Genomic DNA, 21,539 nt, shown 5'->3' on the forward strand with positions numbered 1-21,539 from the left:
TCTTTTTTCCTGTGCGCGATGAACGTCACCGAATACTACGAAAACGAACTGCGAAAACGCGGCTACCAGTCCGATCCGGCACAACGGGCGACAGTCGAGCGGCTACAGCAGTGCTATGACGAATGGGTGAGGTACAAGGCACGCCGCTCCAATGTGCTCAAAAAACTGATTGTTCACCCTGAACTGCCGCGCGGTATTTATCTGTGGGGCGGAGTGGGGCGGGGCAAAAGTTTCTTGATGGACAGTTTCTTTACCGTGGTGCCGGTGCAGCGCAAGACGCGTTTGCATTTTCATGAGTTCATGCGCGAGGTGCATCGCCAGCTCGAAGAACTGAAAGGGCAGGCCGATCCGCTTGACGAACTTGCTCGCCGGATCGCGCGCCGTTACCGGCTGATCTGTTTTGATGAGTTTCACGTATCGGATATTGCCGACGCGATGATCCTGTATCGCCTGCTAGACCGGCTCTTCAAGAATGGCGTGCAGTTTGTGATGACCTCCAACTACGAACCCGACACGCTTTATCCTGATGGCCTGCATCGTGACCGGATGCTGCCCGCCATTGAGCTGCTCAAGTCAAAGCTGGATGTGATTAATGTGGATGCGGGCGTGGATTACCGGCAGCAGACGCTGGCGCAAGTCACGATGTATCACACGCCGCTTGGGGCGGCTGCCGACAAGGCCTTGCGCAGCGCGTTCCTGCGTCTCGCGGAGGTGCCCGACGAAAGCCCGCTGCTGCATATCGAACAGCGCGAACTGAAAGCGCTGCGGCGTGCGGGTGGCGTTGTCTGGTTTGATTTTGCGACGTTGTGCGGCGGTCCACGTTCGCAGAATGATTACCTCGAACTGGCGAGCCGTTTTCATGCGGTGATTTTGTCGGGTGTGCCACAGATGACACCCCGTATGTCATCCGAAGCGCGCCGCTTCACGTGGCTGATCGACGTTTTTTACGACCATAAGGTCAAGTTGCTGATGTCGTCTGCGGTGGCGGCAGATCAACTGTACGTGGATGGACCGATGGCGAATGAATTTAGCCGCACGGTGTCACGTATTGTAGAAATGCAGTCGAAAGCGTATCTGGACGCACCGCGACGGCTAGTGGACACCTCGCTGACGTAAGACTGGAACCGGTTATTTGAACGCGCGGGCTGAAAGCCTTATTTCAATATTCAGAATCATCTTATATCTGGACTATAGGGCGCTTGATATCTTCTCGTCATGCTTTTTGACGAAGGAGAATCCAAATGACACCTCACCGCGATATTACTGATGAAGAATGGCAACGTGTAGCACCGTTGCTTCCGGAACTGCGTCCCCGTTCTGAATTGCGTGGCCGTCCACTGGCCAATACCCGTTCCGTACTGAATGGCGTGCTTTGGGTGATGTACAGCGGTGCCACCTGGTCTGCGATGCCGCGCAAGTACCCGTCGTATCAAACGTGCCACCGCCGCTTCAAGGCATGGCATGAGTCAGGTGTTCTGAAGCGCGTAACAGACCAGCTGTTTGGTGAGGCTAGCGAAGAACTCTGCAACACCATGCAAGCGCGCATGCGCAATCACCAACTGGAAGAAAAACAGCCTGCCGCTGATGGTGCTGTACCAGCAACGCCTGCTACTGGATATGCGCCGCAGTCGGGCACTCCAGCGGTGTTTGATTACGCAACATCGTTTAAATATGCAGCATGATGGGTGGCAGAACGAATTGATACCAGCCATGACAAAAACCGGCCAGCAACTCACGTTGCCTGGCCGGTTTTTTTTCGTCTGTGCAATTTGCCGGGTTTATGGTTGACGAATCCATGTCTGCGACCGGCCTAGCAGTGGCATGCCGATATATCCCCGTACCACGAGCTTTTGCCCCCCGTCTTCCAGATGCATTTTGCATTTGTAGAGCTTGCCGTTTTCAGGGTCGAGAATCAGGCCCTCGTTCCATACACCATCCCCGGTTTTTTTCATGCCGTTGATGATCGTCATTCCGAGAATCAGCTGATCCTTGCGCGCGTCGGTACAGGCGGTGCACCGTCGTTCAGGCTGATTGTTGGCACCTAATCCTTTAAGCACCTTGCCGCTGAGCGTGCCATCGCCATCCTGTGAAATCTGGACCAGCGCTTTTGGCTGGCCGGTATGGTCGTCAATGGTTTGCCAGGTGCCAATGGGGCTCAAGGTTTGCGCCAGAACGCTGGCAGCGCTGGCAAGCAGCACGCTTGCCAGCGCTGCGCGTTTCATGGTCTGGGTCAGCCGGGCGCACGCCTGCTGGGTGAAATGCATCATGTCTTCCTCCTGGAGGATGGTAGAAGTCGCTGCGATCTGAGTCGAGCTGCTGGCGTGGCTGTGCAAGCCGAGGTTTTCAAGCCACGGGCAGAATACGTGAAACCCGCTCCCGCGTCTGTTAGTGGTGCCTCTAGACTGGCTAGTTGCGCGTCCGCTATTTAGTTCAACTGGTAGGAAAACGTCGCGTTAACCCGAGGGCTACGTGATGGGCTTTCTACTGGCGCATCCGCTACAGGCTTGGCGATCGACAGATCCAGGCTGTAGTACTTCGCATCCGAAATACGAAACCCCAGCGCAAACGATGCAAGCCGGGACGGTGATGTGGTCCCCGCATGCAGGTAGACCCGCGCCATGTCGAATGAAACATAGGGGGTGAAGGTACGCAGATAGGTGAAGCCTGGCGTAAAGGCGCGATTGAGCTCGAATGAGGCCGCCCAGCCGGAGTCACCAGAGGTTTCTCCCGGCTGGTAACCCTGGGCAAAGCGTTGCGCGCCAAATGAAATCTGCTCGGAGGTGGGCAGCGTCTCGGGGCTGTACTGGCCCGTCAGCGCGATGGCCGTGCCGAGCTTGAGGGGCCATTCATTGGTTTGAGAAACCGTTGCGCCCGCACGCACGAATGTCAGTGATACCGGGTTGGTGGTCACCACACCGGGAATATTCGACTCCCCCGTTTTCGATGCTCCAAGAATATTGAATGCCTTGGCGAGATTCAGGCTCGCGCGCTGCACCTGGCCGGGTTGTACGCGGGTGTAGTCGCCTTGTAGCTGGAGCACGCGGATTTGCGAGCTCAGGCCGATTTGCGCGCCATTGATCTGGTTCTGGAAGCGGTCTTCATCGTGCGAGGCATAGCCGCTCACTGTGCCTAGCAAGCTTTGGGTATTGCTCAGCAAGATGGGATAAGCCAGCGAACCGATGATTTTGTCGTTAATCACAGTGCGTTGCACATAGTTTGGCAGGCCCGGGTTATCCACCGGATTGCCACGATAGTGCGTCGCGTTGATTTTGCCGATGAGCCCGTTGCTGCCAATGGGCACCGTTGCCTGTGCCGCCAGATAGGTTTGATTGTCACGTCCCTTCGGCAGCAGGGCGGAGACGCTGAGCTGCTCACCAAGCGAGGTCAGGCCGTTCTCGGTGGCGGTAATCAGGCCCTGGACGCCTGGGTGGTTGAAGTCGATACCCGTGCTGAGATTGACGGCCTTGCGCTCAACTTTCAGCTCCAGGGTGGTGGCGCCATCGGTGTTTTGCGGTGGCGGGACGTTGGCCGCGACCTTGATTCCGGGCAGCAGGCCTAGCGTATTGATGTAGCGCTCGAAGGTCGCGCGCCGTAATGGGCGGTCCGCGCGGATGTGCGCGGCAATTGCCTGTATCCGTGCTTCGGTGGCCCCCGGATTGCCGCTGATCTTTACTTCGGCGACGTAGCCTTCCACCACGGTAATGCGCACTACGCCATGGTCGAAGTTTTGTGCCGGAACAAAGGCAAACGACAACGCATAGCCCCGATCCTGATAAAGGCGTGTTATGCCATTGGCCATATCGATCAGCTCGCCTACGGTGATGTCTTTGCCGATGAGCGGTGTAAAGCGTTGCGCGACGTCGTTGAAGGGGATGCTGTTCACCCCTTCGAGCTCAATCTTGCTGGGTGTCAGATGCCGTGCGAGTAGCTCTTGCAACTGGGGCGCCTGGGGTTGCACCTGAACGGTCACGTTCGGCCCTTTCTCTGGTGCCTTGATTTGCGGCAGGGCATCCAGGGGATTGCCGCTGATGGCTGGGCGGGTTTGCGCTTGCGCTGTGCTGGCTGCCGTGATTGCCAGTAACACGGTCCATGTTTTGTACCCGAGTTTCATCGGCTGTGTCCTCGTTGGCCGTTCTTGTTGTGCGAGCGATGCCGCCTGGCCTGGCAGCGTGCTCGCTTATGTGGCTGGACGCATACTGCCATGCGGGCAGCGGTGGCGTCACGTGCTCTATTTGTGTGTCTGCTGTTGTTGCTATATGCGTTTTATCAGCGCGCTGACGCACCCGGCGACAGGTGCGGCCTTACGTTATGCGAATCACTTGAATAGAGCTTGAAGACACACGGATCGCGCGATGTTGCGTGCGATCCGTGTGCTGTATCACCAAGCTTTATTTCTTCCCTGTGAGACCGCCAAGCAGACCACCAACCAGAGAGGTGACGCCTGATAGCGGACCGGCTGCATTGCTGCTGCCACCGCTGCTTGCTGTCAGCGAGATGCCTGCGTTGACAGAGCCGGTAGAGGTCGTTGTGGTGCTCGTCGGGGCCGGTGCGGGTGCGGCACCTAGGCTGCCGACTGCGTTGGTCACGCCCGTGAGCAGCCCGGTAACCGGTGCTAGCGGGCTATTAGCGCCGCCTGTGGCACTCGTTAGCGTGCCTGTCACGGTGGAGAGCAATCCGGTGACCGGTGCCAGTGGACCAGTACCGCCAGCGCTGCTGCCGCCAACCGCGCTTGTCAAGCCGCCGGTCACGCCACTCAGCAATCCTGTGACCGGAGCGAGCGGGCCGCTGCCCGTTGCGCCGCCCGCACCACCGGTCAAGCCACCCGTCAAACCACTGAGCAGCCCAGTTATGGGAGCCAGCGGGCCACTGCCGGTCGTGCCGCTAGCTCCGCCAGTCAAGCCACTAAGCAACCCGGTGACCGGTGCTAGTGGGTTCGTTCCGGTGCCGCCAGTTAGCAGGCCACCCACGGAGGCGATGGCTTTGCCGCTATCTGATGTGAGATTGCCCACGCCGCTGGTGATGGGATTGTTGCCGGTTGACGAAACGAGGCTGCCGGTTTTCATCAGCGTGCCGCCGACGCCTGCGAGGAGTCCATTGAGCGGTGCGCCAAGGCCGGTGACGTTGCCGACGGTCTGCGTGGTGTTCGCCACGAGCGATGTGATGGGCGTAATGGCTGTGCTGAGTGTTTGGGTGACTTGCTGGACTGGGCCGGTTGAGAGCGCGGTGGTGAGCGTGCCGCCACCGTTTGTCACGACGCCGCCGAGCGTATCGACGAGGCCGCCCAGCGGTGTAGTTAGCGGAGCTAACGGGGCGAGTGGCCCGCTGCCGAGACTTCTCACCAGGTTGCCCGTGCTGGAGACGGCGCCACCTACTTCACCCACCGCACCGCCCACACTGGCTAGTGTGACGCCGACGGGGTTGGTGCTGGCACCTAGTTGCCCGAGGCCTTGCGCTACGCCATTGCCCAGGGTTGAGACGGCACCGCCGACGTGCTGCACGATGCCGCCCGCTGCTTGAGTGGTGGCGGGATTAACGCCGGGCAGGGTTTGCGAGGCGATGACCGTGCCAACGCCCGAGACTGCTGTGCCCACGTCAGAGACCACGCCACCTGATTTGGCTACGACCAGGCCTACCGGATTGGCTGATGCAGTGCCGCCGCCGTTACCGCCTGAACCGCCTCCGCCACCACCTGAACCGCCGCCAGAGCCGCCACCCGAACCACCACCGGAGCCGCCGCCTGAACCACCACCCGAACCTCCGCCTGTGCCTGTGTTGGTATCGCCACCGCCAGTTGTAATCGTGCCAGCGCCTTTCGCGCCGGTTCCTGAGCTTAGGCTTCCCGAGCCGCCGCAGGCGGCGAGTGAAAGCATGGCTGTTACGGCTGCAGTAATCATCGTTGCCCGTAACACGCTGAAAGTAGTTTGAGTGTTCATGTTGCCCTCGTATCGCTTTGTTGTGGAATGGTGCCGCGCATGACTATCTGCAATAGCTGTGCCAGTTCCATTGCCGCCGATCGAGAAAAAGCATGAAAACCGGTAAATCTCAGACGCAGTAAGGATTGGATAAATTGCTACGCATATTTTTATTTAATGAAATATGGTTGAGTTAGTCAGATAAATCAATTTTTAAGCGCTGACGTAACGTAACGAACCCGATGGAATGTTACGTGGCGATGCGTAACGGGTAATTAATTGTGTATTTTTTTAGGCGAATGAAAATGAGCTGATTTTTATCTGTGTCGCAGATGCGCAACGGTGCTGACTTATGGTTAGTCCTATGTGTGCAGTGCATTTTTTAGGACTAATCTTTCTCCATGTTGCGTGGCGACAATTAAATTGAGTGAGCGAGGTTCGGAAAGATTGCTTAAAAAAGATTGCTGAACTATAAAGCTGGGATCTGGGCTGGGTATCGGGATATTTGCAGCAAGTAATCTACGGCAAGAAAAATGAATTTTTTTGTTGCGCAGCGGCTGGTTTTGAATAAAATTCTGAGCATCCGCGCAAGAATTAAGAATCGAAATTGCCTGTGCTGCATGGCGTATGTTTGCTGCTGCAACGCAAGCCATGAAGATTTATCAAGGTAATCAACACTAGAGAGCAACAGGGTGCCGTAGCAGGAATCGGCATAAATTTCCGGGGGCGGAAAATGTCTGACACATTTGATGAGTTGTTCCGGCTCAGTATCACGATTGGCCGGAGAGCGCTACAACCTGGCGTGGGCTGCCCAAGTTCCGCGGGCATTGGGTTTCAGGCATTCTCATGCCGCACTGCATCGAATTCATCGGGTACAAAACGGGTACGCACATCGGGTACACACATTTCTCGTCGCAGATACCTCTGTGAATACGAAAAATTTTAAATTGAATTAAAAATAATAACTAATAAATAAAGGTGGCTTCAGGAATCGGGGTAATTATTAAAAGAAGGGGGCAATATCGGGGAAGCTATCAGGCTGCATAAAACGTAATCTGCTGTAGTGCGTCAGACGTATCGTGTTAAAGCATGAAGGCAGTAATGAGGATTTGCTCGCTGACTAATGTGCTGCGCCTGACAGCGTGCGTCTGTTATATATTTTCATCAGTTTCGGGGGATTTATGAAAAATATCGTCAAACGTTTTCTGACAGAAAACAAGGGTGTCACGGCCATTGAATATGGTCTGATTGCGGGGATTATCGCTGTCGGTATCGTCACTGCGACGACCGGCGTAAAAACCGCGATTGTTTCTACCTTTAATGCGGTTGCAAGCGCCTTGCCGAGCGGCACCGCAGGCGGCGGTGGCACAGGGGGCGGAACCGGTGGCGGCTAGGCCAATAGGTGCAATGATTCAGCGCTGGTTATTAAGCTGGGTTAACCTGGTTTAAATGATCCGGCTAGCCAGGTTATTTACTGTCAATAATCTGCCATTAATCCGCCTGACGCGCATGCGAATGAGCGTTTCAGGCGGATTGTTCTGCCAGTTGAGTGAAACATGGATGTGCACTTCAGCAGCGTTCTCTTTGTAGCCTGGGCGATAGCCGTGGCGGTGTGCGATTGCCGCAGCCGGCGGATTCCCAATGCCCTGGTTATCGCGGGCTTTGCTGTGGCAATGACAAGCACGCTGCTTCATCTCAATCCATTTGGTCTTGCTCCCGGCGAGGCCTTGTTAGGCGCGGCGGTTGGTCTGGTCGCGCTGCTGCCGTTTTTTGTGCTGCGCGTGATGGGCGCTGCCGACGTCAAGGTGTTCGCGGTGCTGGGTGCCTGGTGCGGGATGCATCCATTGCTCGGTTTATGGGTGGCCGCCAGCCTGGCCGCTGGGGTGCATGCGATGGCGTTGTTGCTGGCCGCACGTCCCCATGTCGCATGGGGCGGGCGGCGGGCGGCACCGACCTTTGCGCTGGCGGGCCGGCGTTCCACGCCTTATGCCGCTTGCCTGACCGTGCCCGCGCTGGCCTGGCTGGCGGTGCAATTTGTCACGGGCGTGGTGTCATGACCCGGCCTTCGTTCACGTGGTACGGCTCCAGGCCCTCCATGCCGCGCATGCGTGGCAGCACGGCGGTGGAGTTCGCCATGATTTTTCCGCTGTTTTTCCTGATCCTGTACGGGGTTGTCACGTTCAGCCTGATCTTCGTCGCGCAGCAGAGCTTGACGCTGGCCGCCGAAGAAGGTGCGCGCGCCGCGCTCAATTATCAGAAGGCGAAAGACGTTCCCACGGCACTCGCAGCTCGCGCCAGTGCCGCCTGTAGCGCCGCCACCGGAACGGTCGGCTGGCTGGCCGGGCGCTACGCTAGTTGCGTGGCGACACCCGCGGCATGCGCTTCTAATGCCGCGATGCAATGCGTGCAAGTCACGCTGACCTACAACTACGCGGGCAAACCGCTGGTGCCAACGCTGCCACTGCTGAGTCTGGCTTTGCCCGCCGTGCTGTCGAGCAGCGCCGTGGTGCAGCTTAATCCGGGATATCTGCTGTGAGCGCTCTTGCCCGATTTCATCCGCCCATCGCTTGTGCCCGCCGTGGTGCACGCATCCTGGGTTTATTCCACTCGATAGAAATAGAGCATCCGTCATGCCGCATCTGACTCGAATCGTCGCTGGTGTGCTGATCGTCCTGGCACTGCTGCTGGGGCTCGTGGCGTGGATGCTGGCGCGTCGGCCAGCGCCACCTGTTGCTGCTCCGGCGCTGGCTCAGGTGACGTTTCCGGTGGTGCTCACTACACGTCCTTTGCCTGCGGGCAAGCCGATTACGCTCGATGCGCTGCGGGTCCAGCCGCTGCCAGTTCATCCCGATGGCGCATTTGCCGATGCGGCCGCGCTCGTTGGCCGCGTGCCGGTGGCGGATATCGGGGCTGCGGCACCGGTGTTCGAAGTGCAACTGTCGTCGGGGCTGGCTGAGGACATTCAGCCGGGGCAGCGCGCGATTGCGGTGCGCGTCGATGAAACGAATGCGGTAGGTAATCGCGTGCGGCCGGGCGATGTCGTCGATGTGTTTTTCACGCTCAAGCGTGAGCCGGGGGCGGGGGTCACCGGCGGGGCGGAAGTCGATCAGACCCAGGCGCGCTTGCTGCTATCGAAGATTCAGGTGCTGACGTTTGGCAACACCACGGTTACTGGCAGCACGACGCCTGAGCAGAATGAGCCGAACGCCATGGCCCGCACGGCAGTGCTGGCGGTGCCGATGAGCGAGATCACCCGGCTCGCGCTGGCGGAGGCCAACGGTCGTCTGCTACTGGCGCTGCGTAATCCAAAAGATGAAGACGTGGTTGATCCACGAGCGTTTGCTGCGCTTCCCGGTGTGCTGAAAACCACCGGGCAAGGTGCGTTGCAGGATGTGTCGACGCAAGCGGCGGCGGGCGTGGCGCTGGATGCGCTGGCAGGGGGCGCGCACCCGGGCTCGTCTGTGACGCGCGCGCCGAGAGCGCCGCGTGCTGCGGGGGGTATCGAGGTGATTCGCGCGGGGCGGGCGGAAACCGTCGCCTGGTAATGCCTGTAACGCGCCTGGTAACGCGCTTGGTAACGCCTGATAGAGGATGGGGTGTGAGCTGAGTTCTGCTTTCGGTTCTGGTTTCAGGGAGAGGGCGGTGATCCTGAGCGCCGCTATAACAAAACAACACAATGAAAAAACAAATTCTGGCCTTCGAGGTGGTGTTGCGGCGCGGTGCGCTGGCGCTGGTTGTCCTGCTGGGTGGGGCGGCTGCGCCGGGCTGGGCCGACGAAGCCGCAGGCACGACACTTGAACTCGCGGTTGGGGCGCAACAGACGCTGGCCACGGGATTCATGCCGCAACGCATCGCCGTGGGTGACCCGAGCGTCGCGGATGTGCTGGTGTTGCGTGGCGACAAGCGGGGCGGTTTGCTGCTGGTGGGTAAGTCGGCGGGCACGACGAATGTGATGCTGTGGCCGCGCAATGACGCGCCGCCGCGCACCTATACCGTCAATGTGACGACGCGCGCCGCGCACGCGCTGCTGGGCGGCAATGCTCCCGCGGTCAAGGTGCTGGGCAACACCACGCTGATTTCCGGTTCGACGCCGACGATGGAAACCCATCAGCGTGCGGTGGCCGCCGCCAGCGGCATGCAAGGCAAGGATGGCACCGTGGCGGATGTCTCGACGGTTGCTTCGCGGGCGGTGGTGCAGGTGGATGTGCGGGTGGTGGAATTTAGCCGCTCGGTGCTCAAGCAGATCGGTTTTAATTTTTTTCGCCAGAGCAGCAACGGTTTTTCGTTCGGTTCGTTTGCTCCTGCCTCGCCTACAGGGGTGGCGACGGGCACGCTGCCGGCGCTTGGCACGCCGATCTCGTCGGCTTTCAACCTGGTTTTCAACTACGCCTCCTCGGGCATTTTCACCAACCTGAGCCTGATGGAGAGCAACAATCTCGCCCGCATTCTGGCGGAACCCACGTTAGTCGCGCTCTCCGGGCAGAGCGCGAGCTTTCTGGCGGGCGGCGAGATTCCAGTGCCCGTGCCGGAAGCGCTGGGTTCCACTTCGATTCAGTACAAACCGTATGGCATTGGCCTGACCGTGACGCCAACGGTGTTAAGCCCGCAGCGCATCGCGCTCAAGGTCGCGCCCGAAGCCAGCGAGCTGGACTTCGTGCATGCGGTGACGGTGAACAGCATCTCGGTGCCGGCGATCACGACACGGCGCGCGGATACGACGGTAGAGCTAGGCGATGGCGAGAGCTTCGTGATTGGCGGGCTGATCGACCGGGAGACGGCGTCGAACGTGAGCAAGGTGCCGTTGCTGGGTGATCTACCGGTCATCGGCACGTTTTTTAAACAGCTGAATTACCAGCAAAACGACAAAGAGCTGGTGATTATCGTGACCCCGCATCTGGTGTCGCCGCTGGCGAAGGGCGCGGTGCTGCCCATGACGCCGGGCGAGCAGTCTGAGCAGCGCAATGCGCCAGTGTGGCGGGCGTTGATAGGCGGGGCGGCCGCGCCGCGCACGCTGGTGCCGGGGTTTTCCCGATGAGTGCGCGTGGGGCGATGGTGCGGCGCGGCCAGGACGCGAGTGTGGTGTTCCGTCTAGCACGTGCGGCAGGGGGCTTAGCCCGTGACAGTCAGACTGAGGCAAATCATCCGGTGTGCTACGTGATGACGGTGCGGAGGCCGCTGAAGGATGTTCGAGATGAATGCGAGAACCAGTCCGTTGACTGAAACCGTGCTGAGCGATTGTTTCGTGCTCGCCTCGCCAAACGGGGGCCTGTCCAGTGGCTGGCCCGGGTTCTGGCGTCCGCTGGCACGATGGACGCGGTGACGCTTGAACCGGCGTTGCTCAAGCAACGCATTGCCACGCTGAACCCAGCGCTGGTGTTCATTGATTTTTCGGCCGGCCAGGGGGCGGCGGCCAGCGCTGCTGTAAACGCGGTGCGCACGGCTTATCCTGGGTTGCAGGTGATTGCGCTGGGCTTGCTCAACGAGCCGGAAAGCGCGCTCGCGGCGTTGCGTGCGGGAGTGCGTGATTTCATTGATCTGAGCGGCCCGGAGGCAGACGCGTTACGCATTACCCAGCAAGTGCTGGCGCACCAGATCGAGCCCGTGAGCCGCCATGGCCGCCTGACGGTTGTGCTGGGCGCGCGGGTCGGCATGGGGGTGAGCACGCTGGCGGCCAATCTGGCGGTGCTATTGCACCGGCGCGGAGTGGCGCAAGGGCGGCAGGCGGCGCTGCTGGATTTGGGCTTGCCAGCCGGTGATGGCGCGCTGCTGCTCGATACCCGCAGCGAATTCGATTTCGTCACGGCGGTGCGCAATCTGCGCCGTTTCGACCAGACTTTTGTCCACACCGCGCTGTCGCATCACGCCAGCGGCCTGGCGCTGACGACACTGCCCGCCGATCTGGCAGAGATGCGCACTGTGTCGTATGCCGCGTCGATCAATCTGCTGAACCGCCTGCGGGCGTTTTTTGACCAGCAGATTGTCGATCTGGGTGGTTTTTCGAATCGTGAATTTATCGCTCACGTGGTGCAAGCCGCCGACGAAGCATGGCTGGTGTGCGACCAGGGCGTGGCTTCGGTGATCTCCGCCGCTGACACGCTGGAGGCGCTGCGCGCTGACCTGCCCGAGGTCGCCAAGGTGCAACTGATCGTGAACAAATACGATCCGGAGCTGAGTCTGGCTGCGCCACAGATTGCCCAGCGCCTGGGCCTGCCTTTGCTGGCGAGCCTGCCCGAGCGCCGGGTGGCGCTGGGCCAGGCGGCCAATCACGGCCATCTGCTGGCTGAGACCTCAACGCGGGATGCCTATGTCCGCGCCCTTGAACCGTTGCTGGAACGCCTGGGCGGCACAGCACTCACGTCCTCCGCGCGCGCAAGCGGGGCGCTGGATGCGCTCAGGCGTTTTCTTCCACCTTCCCACAAGCGGTCATAGACGATGGCAAAAGACATTGAGTTTGCCGACGATGCTCCTTCGTTCGCGCACAGCCAGCAGTTTCAGGACATCAAGAATGCTGCGCACGAGCATCTGCTGACCCGCATCGAAGAACTGGGCGCGGAGTTTGGCCGCTGGTCGCGTCAGGCGATCAACCAGTTCGTCGATCTGGAGATCGACAGCTTCGTGCGCCTGCGCCGGATTCCGATCAACGAAAGCGAAGTCAGGCTGATTGCTGAAGCGCTGACCAAGGAGCTCGCGGGTTTTGGCCCGATTGAGGACCTGCTGCAGGATCCGGCGGTAGAAGACATCCTGATCAACGGCTACAACGACGTTTATGTTTCGCGTCACGGCATTCTGGCGAAAATCCCGGTGCGTTTTGCGGATAACGCCCATTTGCTGCGTATCGTGCGGCGCATTCTGGCGCCGATCGGACGCCGCCTCGACGAATCGAATCCGATGGTCGATGCGCGGTTGGCGGATGGCGGACGGGTGAATGTCGTGATCGAGCCGCTGTCCATCGACGGGCCGATTGTTTCGATCCGCAAGTTTCGCAAAGACCCGTTGCGGCCTGACGATCTGCTGGGCAACGGCACCTATAACCATGAGATCGGCGCGTTGCTGGAAGCGGCGGTGAACGCGCGCTGCAACGTGCTGGTCGCGGGTGGCACAAGCTCGGGCAAGACCTCGTTGCTGAATGCGCTGGCGTTTCATATTCCAGAGACCGAGCGGGTCGTGACGATTGAAGACACCGCCGAGCTATCGCTGAATCATCCTCATGTGGTGCGCCTCGAAAGCCGTCCCGGCGGGTTTGACGGCTCGGGCCTGGTGACCATCCGCGACCTGTTGCGCAACACGCTGCGGATGCGGCCAGACCGGATCATCGTCGGCGAAGTGCGGGGTGGGGAAGTGCTGGAAATGCTGCAGGCAATGAATACCGGCCACGATGGCTCGATGGGGACGGTCCACGCCAGCTCGCCACGTGAATGCCTGTACCGGCTCGAAATGCTGGCGGGCTTCGCTGGGTTTCAAGGCACTGAATCCAGCTTGCGGCGGCAGATTGCCAATGCGATTGATTTCATCGTTCAGATCGGGCGGCTATCGAATGGCCGGCGGCGGATTTTGTCGATCACCGAAGTAACCGGACTGTCGGACAACATCATTGCGACCCAGGAGCTGTATCGCTATGAGCCGGTGACGGGCGTGGATGGTGAGGAGCGCGATCAATGGGTGTCGCTGGGAATCCACCCGCATTCGCCGAAGCTGGCGCGCTTCAGGCAAGCGCTGGGTGGTGGAGGGGGGGCGGGTGGTGTAGGCGGCGGTATGAGCGGCTTTGGTGGCTTTGGCGGCGGGGGCTTCAATGTCTAGCGCGATTGCGCTGCTGGGCACGCTCGCGCTGCTGTGTGTGGCGGGTGCGCTGCTGCTATTGCAGCGTGGCGCGCAACGCCAGGAGCGTGTCAGCGCCGAACGCTTCGTCGACAGCCGGATGGCCGCAGCGCCTGGTCTTGCCGCTCAGGGTGTTCATGGTGCTCAGGGAGCCCATGGCGTTCAGGCCAGCGCGCTGAGCGCTTCGGCCCAGCCGTTGCGGGCCCCGGCGCGCGGTGCGGGAGGGCAGGCGCGCTGGAATTATGTGCAAGCGTTGGTCGCGGCCAGATTCACGCAACTAGCGAGCCGCGCGGGCCTAGCGCATGCCCGCATGCTGCTGCTGGGAGTGAGCATCAGCACGCTGCTGCTGTGCTTTTGGGCCGTGCAGCAGGGGGGCTGGCTTGCGGGTGGCGTGATGCTGCTGGCGTGCAGCGGCTTGAGCTACATGCTGGTGACGTGGCGTATCCAGAAACGCCGTCAGATGATCGTGCGGCAATTGCCTTCGTTTCTCGATGGCATCGTGCGCCTGATCGTGCTGGGCAATAGCGTGCCAGCGGCCTTTCAGGCGTCGCTGCAAAGCACCGAAGCGCCATTGCGTGAATGCCTTGATCACGTTTCGCGGATGCTGCGCCTCGGCACCGAGATCGACCGGGCGCTGGCGCATGTCGCGCTGGTGTACCGCATCAGCGAGTTCGACCTGATTGGCGCGGTGCTGCGGCTCTCCGTCAAATACGGCGGCCGCGCGGATGTGATGCTCGATCGTATGGCGTCATTCATGCGCGATCTGGAGCAGGCTGAGCGGGAACTGACTGCGATGTCCACCGAAACGCGGCTGTCGGCATGGGTGCTGGCCCTGTTGCCGATTGGCATTGGCGGTTTTTTGATCGTGTCGAATCCAGCGTACTTCGGGGTGATGTGGCATGACGACACCGGGCGCTTGCTGGTGTATCTGGCGTTTGCGCTGCAAATCGCGGGCGCTTTTCTGCTGTACCGGCTAGCGCGGCTTAAGGGGAACTGATGAAACCGATCTCGGTGCTTGTCCTGGCGCTGGTGCTGGGTGCGGTGGCGCTGCTGTTGCTGGCGGGCGTGCTGTTGCTACGGCTGGCCCGCGAGGGGCGCAGCGCGCACACGCTGGCTCAGGCGCTGGATCAGCGTGCCGCTGCGGCGGCCGCTGCTGCTGTGGCCGCCGCAGCGCGCAATGGCGCGGTGAGCGCTGCCGCAGGTGCCAGCAGCGCAGCTCCGGCTGCTGCTGTAGCCGCTGCGGCAGCGCATGCCACCCGCTGGAGCATGTTCAACCGCTGGCTGCGGCAGCTTTCTCAGGCGGGCGTGCGTTGGCTTGAGACGCCACTGGGGCGCTTGATCGTGGCCGATGAAGATCGCCGTCTGCTGGAGCAAAGCGGCTTTGTCGAGACCCGCTCGCGCGGGCTCTTTCTGGTTGCCCGGCTGCTGTGCGCGGTGCTGCTGCCGTTGCTGGTGGGCTTGCTCGCTAACCATCATCTGGCGGAGCCGCATTACTCGCTACTCGTGCTGCTAAGCACGCTGGGCGGCTTCATGCTGCCCAAGCTCTATATTCGCCGGCGCGCGGCGGCACGGCGCGATGCCGTGGTCGACGAGTTGCCAATGCTGGTTGATTTGCTGCGTTTGCTGCAAGGCGTGGGGCTCTCACTCGATCAGAGCCTGCAAGTGATGGTGAATGACTTTCGCGGGGTGCAACCGGTGCTGTCGAGCGAGCTTGAGATCGCACAGCGCCAGTTCGCGGCTGGACGCACGCGCGAGCAGTCGTTACAGCGGCTGGTCAGTAGTTTCGGCAATGAGGATTTGCGCGCGATTGTGCGCCTGTTGATTCAGGTTGACCGCCACGGTGGCGCGGTTCAGGAGCCGCTCAAACAGTTTGGCGAGCGTTTGCGCGAAACCCGCCGGGCGTTGCTGCGCGAGCGCATTGGACGGCTCACGGTGAAGATGACGGGCGTGATGATCGTCACCTTGTTACCCGCGCTGCTGATCGTGACAGCCGGGCCCGGGGTGCTGGCTGTGACGAAGACACTCTCTTCGCTGCATCGCTAAGGATTAGGGAAATGGCCATGATGGTTCAACGGTTGAAGGTGGCGCGCGGGCATGTGTTGCGCGTGGCGGGCGCGGTATTGCTGTGCGCGCTGGTGAGCGCGTGTGCTTCCCGGCCACAGGGTTATGGCGTCGGTGCCCAGGTTGAACGTGAGGCGAAGCTGCAGCAGGCCAGCCGTGATCTCACGCCGGATACCCCGGGGATGTATCTGGGACTGATCGAACGGATGCAGGCGCAAGGGTTGTACTACGCGTCGCTGGCGCATATCGACGCTTATGAGAAGCAATATGGCGTCTCGCCTGAAACCCGCCTGTTACGCGCGGATGCACTGCGCGCCACGGATCAGCCAGATGCGAGCGCGGCGGCTTATAGCGCTTTGCTGAACACTCCGTTGGCCGCGCGTGGCTACCGTGGGCTGGGTTTGCTGGCGGGTTCTGCGGGCGATTTCCCCCGTGCGGCACAAGCACTGCAACAGGCCGTGCTGCTCGCGCCAATTGATGCCACGACGCTTTCTGACCTGGGCTATGCGCGCTTGCGCAGCGGCGACATCAACGGCGCGCGCGTGCCGTTGATGCAGGCGGCGGAGCTCGATCAGAGCAATCCGAAGATCATCAGTAACCTGGCGTTGTATCTGCTGGCTGAAGGGCAGCGTGCGCAGGCTCAGGCGCTGATGAACGAGCAGAAGATCGCAGATGAGGTGCGCGCCGCGATTGAGAGCGAGGCGCAGACGGTGGCCGCGGCCCACCGCGCGCTGGAACGGGCCGCGCTGGCTGGTGGGGTGGCTGTAGCGGGGGTTGCGGGCGCAGCAGGTGCCGCGGCGGTGCGGACAGCACCGGTGGCGCGGGCGAGCGTACCTGCTGCGGGGGCTGCGGTGATGGCTGGGACGGTGGCTAGTGCGGCTTCGGTTTCGCCTTTGGTTTCTAGTCCAGTTTCTGCTTTGACGTTGGCAGCCGCTGCACCGGAGCGGCCTGCTGCACCGGTGCAAACACTGGCCTCAGAGCATCCGCGCGCAGCGCCTGCGACTACGGGGGGCGATGGGGGGGCTCAGGATCAGGCGGTGAGTCAGGCGTTGCGCATGCTGCAGCGGTTTTCACAATGACCTGCACGCAAGGTCGCATCAGACAGGGGATGGTCATGGCACGCAGAGATGAAATAACGGCGGCACCCATGCGTCTGCCGGGGAAGCTGGGACGGCTGGCTGTGCTGCTGCTGGCGAGCGCGCTGCTGCCAGGTTTTAGCGCCTCCGCTCAGGCTCAACAGGCGCAGTTAATGCAGCAAGCGCAGTTTGTTCCGCAGGCGCAGTTTGCTCAGCAAGCTCAGCAAGCTCAGCAAGCTCAGCAAGCTCAGCAAGCTCAGCAAGCTCAGCAAGCTCAGCAAGCTCAGCAAGCTCAGCAAGCTCAGCAAGCTCAGCAAGCTCAGCAAGCCCAGCAAACCCAGCAAACCCAGCAAACCCAGCAAACCCAGCAAACCCAGCAAGCTTCTGCCGCTAGCGTGGCCACACGCAGGCCGCCGCGTGCCAGCGAGGTTGGCCATGCAACCAGCGCCTGGCTGGCGCTCCAGCGCAGCAATACGGCGGCAGCTCCTGTCCAGCCCATGCTGGGAGCCGAAGCCGGGCTCGCCTACCAGCGCTATCTCGATTCGTTTAAGGCAAAAATCCCCCCGTTATTCTCGCCTATGCAAAGCCAGGGCGGAGGGAGCCCACTCCAGGTTCAATACAGCGGCGGCGGATCATCGTCGAACTGATATGCCTCTCTCCACTGACGACTCTAGCCACCTGAGTGCAGCCGCAGCTGCGCTGCACGTGCGTGGTGCCACACGCTGCAGGCCCGCGCGCCAGCGTGGCGCGATTGCCGTGCTGGCCGCCGTCTGGATCGGGCTCGCCGTCGTTGCGCTGGCCGCGCTGGATGTGGGTAATGCGTTTCTGATGCGGCGTCAGTTGCAGCGCACGGCCGATATGGCGGCGCTCGCCGGAGCCCAAAGCATCGGGGTGGCAGCCGGGTGCGCCGCTGCCACCGCCGCCGCGCAGGGCAGTGCCCGCGCGAATGGCCTGCCCGCCGCTCCACGCGCCAGCCTGAGTGTGAGCTGCGGTCGCTGGGACCCCACGGTCAATGCGGGCGCTTCCTATTTCTCGACCACGGGGGCACCGCAGAATGCCGTGCAGGTCAAGGTGAGCCAGAACCTGCCGTATCTCTATCTCGGACCCGCCCGGCTGGTGCAGGCCCAGGCGAGCGCCAAAGCAAGCAATATCGGCGCATTTTCGCTGACCACCACGCTGGCGAGCGCATCGCCCGCCTTGCTCAACGGCCTGCTCAATGGCTTGCTCAATACCAGCCTGAACCTCAGCCTCGCGTCCTACCAGGGGCTGGCGCAAACCCAGGTGAAATTGCTGGATCTGGCGGCCGCCCTCGGAGTGGGTTCAATGAGCCAACTGCTCAACACTCAGGTGAGCATCGCGCAATTGGCCAACGCGATGGTGACTGCGGTGAGTCAGAGCAGCGTGGCGAGCGCGAGTGTGGCGACGGATCTCGGCACGATTGCCGCAGCTGTGCCGGGTGGCCCGAAAATCAGCCTGGGCGATTCATCCTCGGCCAACGGCCTGCTGGCGATTAGTCTTGCCGACCAGCAGGCTGCGGCTAACGCCACCATCAGCGCGCTCGATGCCCTGTTGGTTGCCGCCGAAATCGCACACGGCAGCTCGGCGGTCAATCTGGGCCTTGGCATTAATCTCGGGCCGCTGGTGACATTGACGGCCCAGGCGAAAGTGCTGGAGCCGCCCGTGCTAGCCGTCGGCGAAGCCGGGCGCGCGCCGGATGACACCTGGCGCACCAGTGCTCATTCGGCGCAGGTCCGGGTTTTTCTGAATGTGGCACTGCTAAAGGGCGTCAGCCTGCTGGGCCTGGCCAATCTGACCGCGCTGAACTTGCCGATTTACATCGAGGCAGGCCAGGGCACCGCGTATTTGCAAAGCCTGCGATGCACCACCCATCCAGCCACCAGCCAGAGCGTGATCGTCGCGCAACCGGGTATTGCCGCGCTATGCGTGGGCGCGGATGCCGCCAGCAACTTTGCCAATACGACCGGGTCCACAACTTGCCAAAAGCCCGTCACGCTTACTTCCGCGAGCTTGCTGTTTAGCTTGCTGGGCCTAGTGAATATCTCGGTTGGCAGCACTTCGCCACCCTCTGGCCTGAACCTCAGCTTGCAGGCGGCGGCACCCACGACGCTGGTGTTCAACGGCATCGCGGGAGACAGCGATGACTACCAGTCGACCAACACCAACGGCGCAGGCTCGGCCACGGCGGGCTTGCTGACACAACTGGTGAGTGCGTTGCCTGGCTCGCTGCACGCGACGCTACTGGGCGGCCTTGATGTGACGGCGCTGGTGGCACCCGTGCTCAGCGCCGTCGTGAGCTTGCTCAGCCCGATTCTGATTTCGCTTGATGCACTTCTTGTGCCGCTGCTGCAACTGCTCGGTGTGCAGATCGGCATCAGCACGGTCCACGACAGCGGCTTGTCGTGCGGCCAGGCCCAACTTGTCTACTAGCACCTCGCGCCCCAGGCTTATGAGAACCCCCGCCAAAATCGACGAACTCGACCTCTATGTCTGGGAGGGCAAGGCTGACATTCTTGAGCGGGTGGCTCGTTGCATGGCGAGCTTCGAAGTGGATGTGATCCGGGCTGACGACCTTGTATTGGCACCCGGGTGGATCGCGGCCCGGCCGTCGCTGGCGCTGGTCAGCGTTTCGGTGATGGATAGCGGCACGCTGGTGCTGCACGACTGGCGCGCGACCCATGGCATGCCGGTGATCTGGGTGGGTGCGGCCCCGCGTGAACATGATCCGGCGAGCTATCCACCGGAGTACTCACATATCTTGCCGCTCGATTTCACCTGCGCTGAGCTGCGCGGCATGATTGCCCGGCTGGCGCAGCAACTGCGGGCGCATACGGCGCGCCCGTCCGAAGCCAGCGCGCTGGTCGCGCATTCGGAGCCGATGCAGGCGCTGTTGCACGAAGTCGAGACTTTCGCTGATTGCGATAGCACCGTGCTGGTGCATGGCGAGACCGGCGTGGGCAAAGAGCGCATCGCGCAGTTGCTGCATGAAAAACACTCGCGTTTCGGCTCGGGCCCGTTTGTTGCGGTGAATTGCGGCGCGATTCCCGATGGTTTGTTCGAGTCGCTGTTTTTCGGTCACGCCAAGGGCTCGTTCACCGGCGCGGTGCTGGCGCACAAAGGCTATTTCGAGCAGGCCGACGGTGGCACGCTGTTTCTGGATGAAATCGGCGATTTGCCGCTGTATCAGCAAGTCAAGCTGCTACGTGTGCTGGAAGAGAGTGCCGTGACGCGCCTTGGATCTGCCACGCCGGTGAAGCTTGAGTTCCGGCTGGTGGCGGCGACGCATAAATCGCTGGCGCAACTGGTCAAGGATGGCGTGTTTCGCGCGGATCTGTATTACCGGCTGGCGGTGATTGAGCTGCATCTGCCGTCGCTTGAAGAGCGCGGCGCGATTGACAAGATCGCGCTCTTCAAAGTGTTTCTGGCCACGGTGGTAGGCGCGGAGCGCCTGGCGGCGCTGCCGGATATCCCTTACTGGCTGGCGGATGCGGTGGCCGATACGTATTTCCCTGGCAATGTCCGCGAACTGCGCAACCTGGCTGAACGCATTGGCGTGACGGTGCGCCAGATCGGCGCGTGGGATGCCGTCCGGCTGCAGCGGCTGCTGACGCTGGCGCGCAGCACGCCGCGCGTGGCACAGGACAGCGCGGCAGATGGGTTGGTTGACCGCAGCAAATGGGACATGCCTGAGCGCCGCCGCGTGCTTGCCGCGCTTGAGGCAAATGGCTGGCGTCGTCAGGATACGGCGCAACATCTCGGCATCAGCCGCAAGGTGTTATGGGAAAAAATGCGCAAGTATCAAATTTTTGACGAAGAACCAGAAACCCGGGAAAGTGAGCAATAATGAGATAAATTGGCTAAAACAAATACTGTTCGAGCAGGAATCATATGAATTACAAATTGAAATGCCGGCGAATTGTGTTGTCGGCGCTGGTTGCAAGCGGAGGAATGCAGGTTGCGGTGGGGCAAAATTTACCAGTGGGTGCGAAGGCTAACCGTGGTGCGGTGATTGCCACTTCGCCACAAAGCACAGCGTTGCCGGCACTGCCTGGGAGCCCGTCATCCAGTGCGCTGACAGATGATGAGGCAGGGCAATCAGCGGCGGGCAATGTCGCGGAACTGCAGCAAATGATCCACAGCTCGGCGCTGGTTGAATTGCGGACGACATACAACGGCAGTTATGGCGCGAGCCTGCTGTTTCATGCGCAAGAAATGACGTATTACGTTGCGTTATTTCAGCAAAAGAGTTTTTGGCGCGTGATTAAAACTCAGGACGAAACCCGGGCGGATTTGATTTACAAGGATTTCGTGCGCCAGACCCTGCAATTGTCCGACGTGGAAATCCGGCGCATGAAGCTCGAAGCGCAAAAGGCATCGACCGAGCGGATGATCGCGTTGTCGCAAGGCCGGGCCGATCGCTTGCAGGCAGATTTGAGCGTCGCCCGTGAGCAGCAGTCGATTGTGGCGAACCAGCAGCAGCAAACACGTGCGCAAGCGCTGTTGCTGCAGCAGCAAAAAAGCCAGGCTCAGGCGCAGTTGCTGGATATGCAGCGCCAGGTGCGCGAGCTGCAGCAGCAACTGGAAAGTGGCTTGCCTAAAACCCCCTGATAGCCATTGTTTTTGTTCTGCTCGCTTTGTTTCGTTTGTCCCGTTTGTT

At 61.0% G+C, this 21,539-nt stretch carries 18 protein-coding genes and 2 pseudogenes; 16 read left to right on the forward strand and 4 right to left on the reverse strand.

Annotation, left to right across the window (positions count from 1 at the left end):
- The first annotated feature begins 18 nt into the window (after positions 1 to 18).
- Positions 19 to 1,116, forward strand: a complete 1,098-nt coding sequence (gene zapE / locus GH656_RS06455) for a cell division protein ZapE (RefSeq protein ID WP_153075115.1) — start codon at positions 19 to 21, stop codon at positions 1,114 to 1,116.
- A gap of 125 nt (positions 1,117 to 1,241) precedes the next feature.
- On the forward strand, positions 1,242 to 1,682 hold the full coding sequence (locus GH656_RS06460; RefSeq protein WP_153075116.1) for a transposase: 441 nt from the start codon (positions 1,242 to 1,244) through the stop codon (positions 1,680 to 1,682).
- 96 nt (positions 1,683 to 1,778) lie between these two features.
- On the opposite strand, the gene GH656_RS06465 is transcribed toward GH656_RS06460, so the two are convergent.
- From GH656_RS06465 to GH656_RS06480, 4 genes are all read right to left on the reverse strand, one after another.
- Positions 1,779 to 2,267 carry a DUF2147 domain-containing protein gene (locus tag GH656_RS06465; RefSeq protein ID WP_153075117.1) on the reverse strand — a complete coding sequence of 163 codons (489 nt, stop codon included), beginning with the start codon at positions 2,265 to 2,267 and terminating at the stop codon, positions 1,779 to 1,781.
- Positions 2,268 to 2,425: 158 nt separating this feature from the next.
- Positions 2,426 to 4,111, reverse strand: a complete 1,686-nt coding sequence (locus tag GH656_RS06470) for a ShlB/FhaC/HecB family hemolysin secretion/activation protein (protein WP_153075118.1) — start codon at positions 4,109 to 4,111, stop codon at positions 2,426 to 2,428.
- A gap of 277 nt (positions 4,112 to 4,388) precedes the next feature.
- Entirely contained in the window at positions 4,389 to 5,933 is a 1,545-nt protein-coding gene (locus tag GH656_RS06475; protein WP_153075119.1) for a collagen-like triple helix repeat-containing protein, read from the reverse strand.
- Between the two features lie 341 nt (positions 5,934 to 6,274).
- Positions 6,275 to 6,565, reverse strand: coding sequence for a hypothetical protein (locus GH656_RS06480; RefSeq protein WP_153075120.1), 291 nt, complete (start codon positions 6,563 to 6,565; stop codon positions 6,275 to 6,277).
- Between the two features lie 528 nt (positions 6,566 to 7,093).
- Here GH656_RS06480 and GH656_RS06485 point away from each other — a divergent pair.
- The 14 genes and pseudogenes from GH656_RS06485 to GH656_RS06550 all read left to right on the forward strand — a co-directional run bounded on the left by GH656_RS06485 (position 7,094) and on the right by GH656_RS06550 (position 21,490).
- Positions 7,094 to 7,306: a Flp family type IVb pilin gene (locus GH656_RS06485; RefSeq protein WP_153075121.1), complete on the forward strand. Its 213-nt coding sequence runs from the start codon at positions 7,094 to 7,096 to the stop codon at positions 7,304 to 7,306.
- A 162-nt stretch (positions 7,307 to 7,468) separates the two neighbouring features.
- Entirely contained in the window at positions 7,469 to 7,969 is a 501-nt protein-coding gene (locus GH656_RS06490) for an A24 family peptidase (RefSeq protein WP_153075122.1), read from the forward strand.
- 38 nt (positions 7,970 to 8,007) lie between these two features.
- Positions 8,008 to 8,448 carry a TadE/TadG family type IV pilus assembly protein gene (locus tag GH656_RS06495; RefSeq protein WP_174769775.1) on the forward strand — a complete coding sequence of 147 codons (441 nt, stop codon included), beginning with the start codon at positions 8,008 to 8,010 and terminating at the stop codon, positions 8,446 to 8,448.
- Between the two features lie 94 nt (positions 8,449 to 8,542).
- Positions 8,543 to 9,457, forward strand: coding sequence for a Flp pilus assembly protein CpaB (gene cpaB / locus GH656_RS06500; protein ID WP_153075124.1), 915 nt, complete (start codon positions 8,543 to 8,545; stop codon positions 9,455 to 9,457).
- 131 nt (positions 9,458 to 9,588) lie between these two features.
- A complete protein-coding gene (locus GH656_RS06505; RefSeq protein ID WP_153075125.1) occupies positions 9,589 to 10,947 on the forward strand; it encodes a type II and III secretion system protein family protein in 1,359 nt (452 codons plus the stop codon).
- Positions 10,948 to 11,103: 156 nt separating this feature from the next.
- A pseudogene (locus tag GH656_RS06510) lies at positions 11,104 to 12,341 on the forward strand (fimbrial protein).
- A gap of 3 nt (positions 12,342 to 12,344) precedes the next feature.
- Complete coding sequence (locus GH656_RS06515; protein ID WP_153075127.1) at positions 12,345 to 13,709, forward strand: TadA family conjugal transfer-associated ATPase; 1,365 nt, start codon at positions 12,345 to 12,347, stop codon at positions 13,707 to 13,709.
- Positions 13,702 to 14,724, forward strand: a complete 1,023-nt coding sequence (locus GH656_RS06520) for a type II secretion system F family protein (protein ID WP_153075128.1) — start codon at positions 13,702 to 13,704, stop codon at positions 14,722 to 14,724. The genes GH656_RS06515 and GH656_RS06520 overlap by 8 nt, the downstream gene beginning before the upstream one ends.
- Entirely contained in the window at positions 14,724 to 15,770 is a 1,047-nt protein-coding gene (locus tag GH656_RS06525) for a type II secretion system F family protein (RefSeq protein ID WP_153075129.1), read from the forward strand. Before GH656_RS06520 ends, GH656_RS06525 begins: the two co-directional genes overlap by 1 nt.
- Positions 15,771 to 15,790: 20 nt before the next feature.
- Positions 15,791 to 16,687: pseudogene (locus GH656_RS06530) on the forward strand (pilus assembly protein); the annotation flags it as partial.
- A gap of 215 nt (positions 16,688 to 16,902) precedes the next feature.
- Entirely contained in the window at positions 16,903 to 17,511 is a 609-nt protein-coding gene (locus tag GH656_RS18160) for a DUF3613 domain-containing protein (protein ID WP_425495853.1), read from the forward strand.
- A 1-nt stretch (position 17,512) separates the two neighbouring features.
- A complete protein-coding gene (locus GH656_RS06540; protein ID WP_153075130.1) occupies positions 17,513 to 19,312 on the forward strand; it encodes a TadG family pilus assembly protein in 1,800 nt (599 codons plus the stop codon).
- 19 nt (positions 19,313 to 19,331) lie between these two features.
- Entirely contained in the window at positions 19,332 to 20,726 is a 1,395-nt protein-coding gene (locus tag GH656_RS06545) for a sigma 54-interacting transcriptional regulator (RefSeq protein ID WP_153075131.1), read from the forward strand.
- A gap of 44 nt (positions 20,727 to 20,770) precedes the next feature.
- Entirely contained in the window at positions 20,771 to 21,490 is a 720-nt protein-coding gene (locus tag GH656_RS06550) for a DUF2968 domain-containing protein (RefSeq protein WP_153075132.1), read from the forward strand.
- The last annotated feature ends 49 nt before the right edge of the window (positions 21,491 to 21,539 follow it).

Source organism: Paraburkholderia bonniea (genome assembly GCF_009455625.1).
In the GTDB taxonomy this organism is placed as follows: Bacteria; Pseudomonadota; Gammaproteobacteria; order Burkholderiales; family Burkholderiaceae; genus Paraburkholderia; species Paraburkholderia bonniea.

What these genes read in the sequence shown, in the direction of transcription:
- GH656_RS06460 (WP_153075116.1), top strand. Translation starts at nt 1,242, where the DNA reads ATGACACCTCACCGCGATATTACTGATGAAGAATGGCAACGTGTAGCA.
- GH656_RS06550 (WP_153075132.1), top strand. Translation starts at nt 20,771, where the DNA reads ATGAATTACAAATTGAAATGCCGGCGAATTGTGTTGTCGGCGCTGGTT.
- GH656_RS06480 (WP_153075120.1), bottom strand. Translation starts at nt 6,565, where the DNA reads ATGGCTTGCGTTGCAGCAGCAAACATACGCCATGCAGCACAGGCAATT.
- zapE (WP_153075115.1), top strand. Translation starts at nt 19, where the DNA reads ATGAACGTCACCGAATACTACGAAAACGAACTGCGAAAACGCGGCTAC.
- GH656_RS06505 (WP_153075125.1), top strand. Translation starts at nt 9,589, where the DNA reads ATGAAAAAACAAATTCTGGCCTTCGAGGTGGTGTTGCGGCGCGGTGCG.
- GH656_RS06520 (WP_153075128.1), top strand. Translation starts at nt 13,702, where the DNA reads ATGTCTAGCGCGATTGCGCTGCTGGGCACGCTCGCGCTGCTGTGTGTG.
- GH656_RS06545 (WP_153075131.1), top strand. Translation starts at nt 19,332, where the DNA reads ATGAGAACCCCCGCCAAAATCGACGAACTCGACCTCTATGTCTGGGAG.
- GH656_RS06525 (WP_153075129.1), top strand. Translation starts at nt 14,724, where the DNA reads ATGAAACCGATCTCGGTGCTTGTCCTGGCGCTGGTGCTGGGTGCGGTG.
- GH656_RS06475 (WP_153075119.1), bottom strand. Translation starts at nt 5,933, where the DNA reads ATGAACACTCAAACTACTTTCAGCGTGTTACGGGCAACGATGATTACT.
- GH656_RS06490 (WP_153075122.1), top strand. Translation starts at nt 7,469, where the DNA reads ATGGATGTGCACTTCAGCAGCGTTCTCTTTGTAGCCTGGGCGATAGCC.
- GH656_RS06540 (WP_153075130.1), top strand. Translation starts at nt 17,513, where the DNA reads ATGCCTCTCTCCACTGACGACTCTAGCCACCTGAGTGCAGCCGCAGCT.
- GH656_RS06470 (WP_153075118.1), bottom strand. Translation starts at nt 4,111, where the DNA reads ATGAAACTCGGGTACAAAACATGGACCGTGTTACTGGCAATCACGGCA.
- GH656_RS18160 (WP_425495853.1), top strand. Translation starts at nt 16,903, where the DNA reads ATGGCACGCAGAGATGAAATAACGGCGGCACCCATGCGTCTGCCGGGG.
- GH656_RS06515 (WP_153075127.1), top strand. Translation starts at nt 12,345, where the DNA reads ATGGCAAAAGACATTGAGTTTGCCGACGATGCTCCTTCGTTCGCGCAC.
- GH656_RS06465 (WP_153075117.1), bottom strand. Translation starts at nt 2,267, where the DNA reads ATGATGCATTTCACCCAGCAGGCGTGCGCCCGGCTGACCCAGACCATG.
- cpaB (WP_153075124.1), top strand. Translation starts at nt 8,543, where the DNA reads ATGCCGCATCTGACTCGAATCGTCGCTGGTGTGCTGATCGTCCTGGCA.
- GH656_RS06495 (WP_174769775.1), top strand. Translation starts at nt 8,008, where the DNA reads ATGCCGCGCATGCGTGGCAGCACGGCGGTGGAGTTCGCCATGATTTTT.
- GH656_RS06485 (WP_153075121.1), top strand. Translation starts at nt 7,094, where the DNA reads ATGAAAAATATCGTCAAACGTTTTCTGACAGAAAACAAGGGTGTCACG.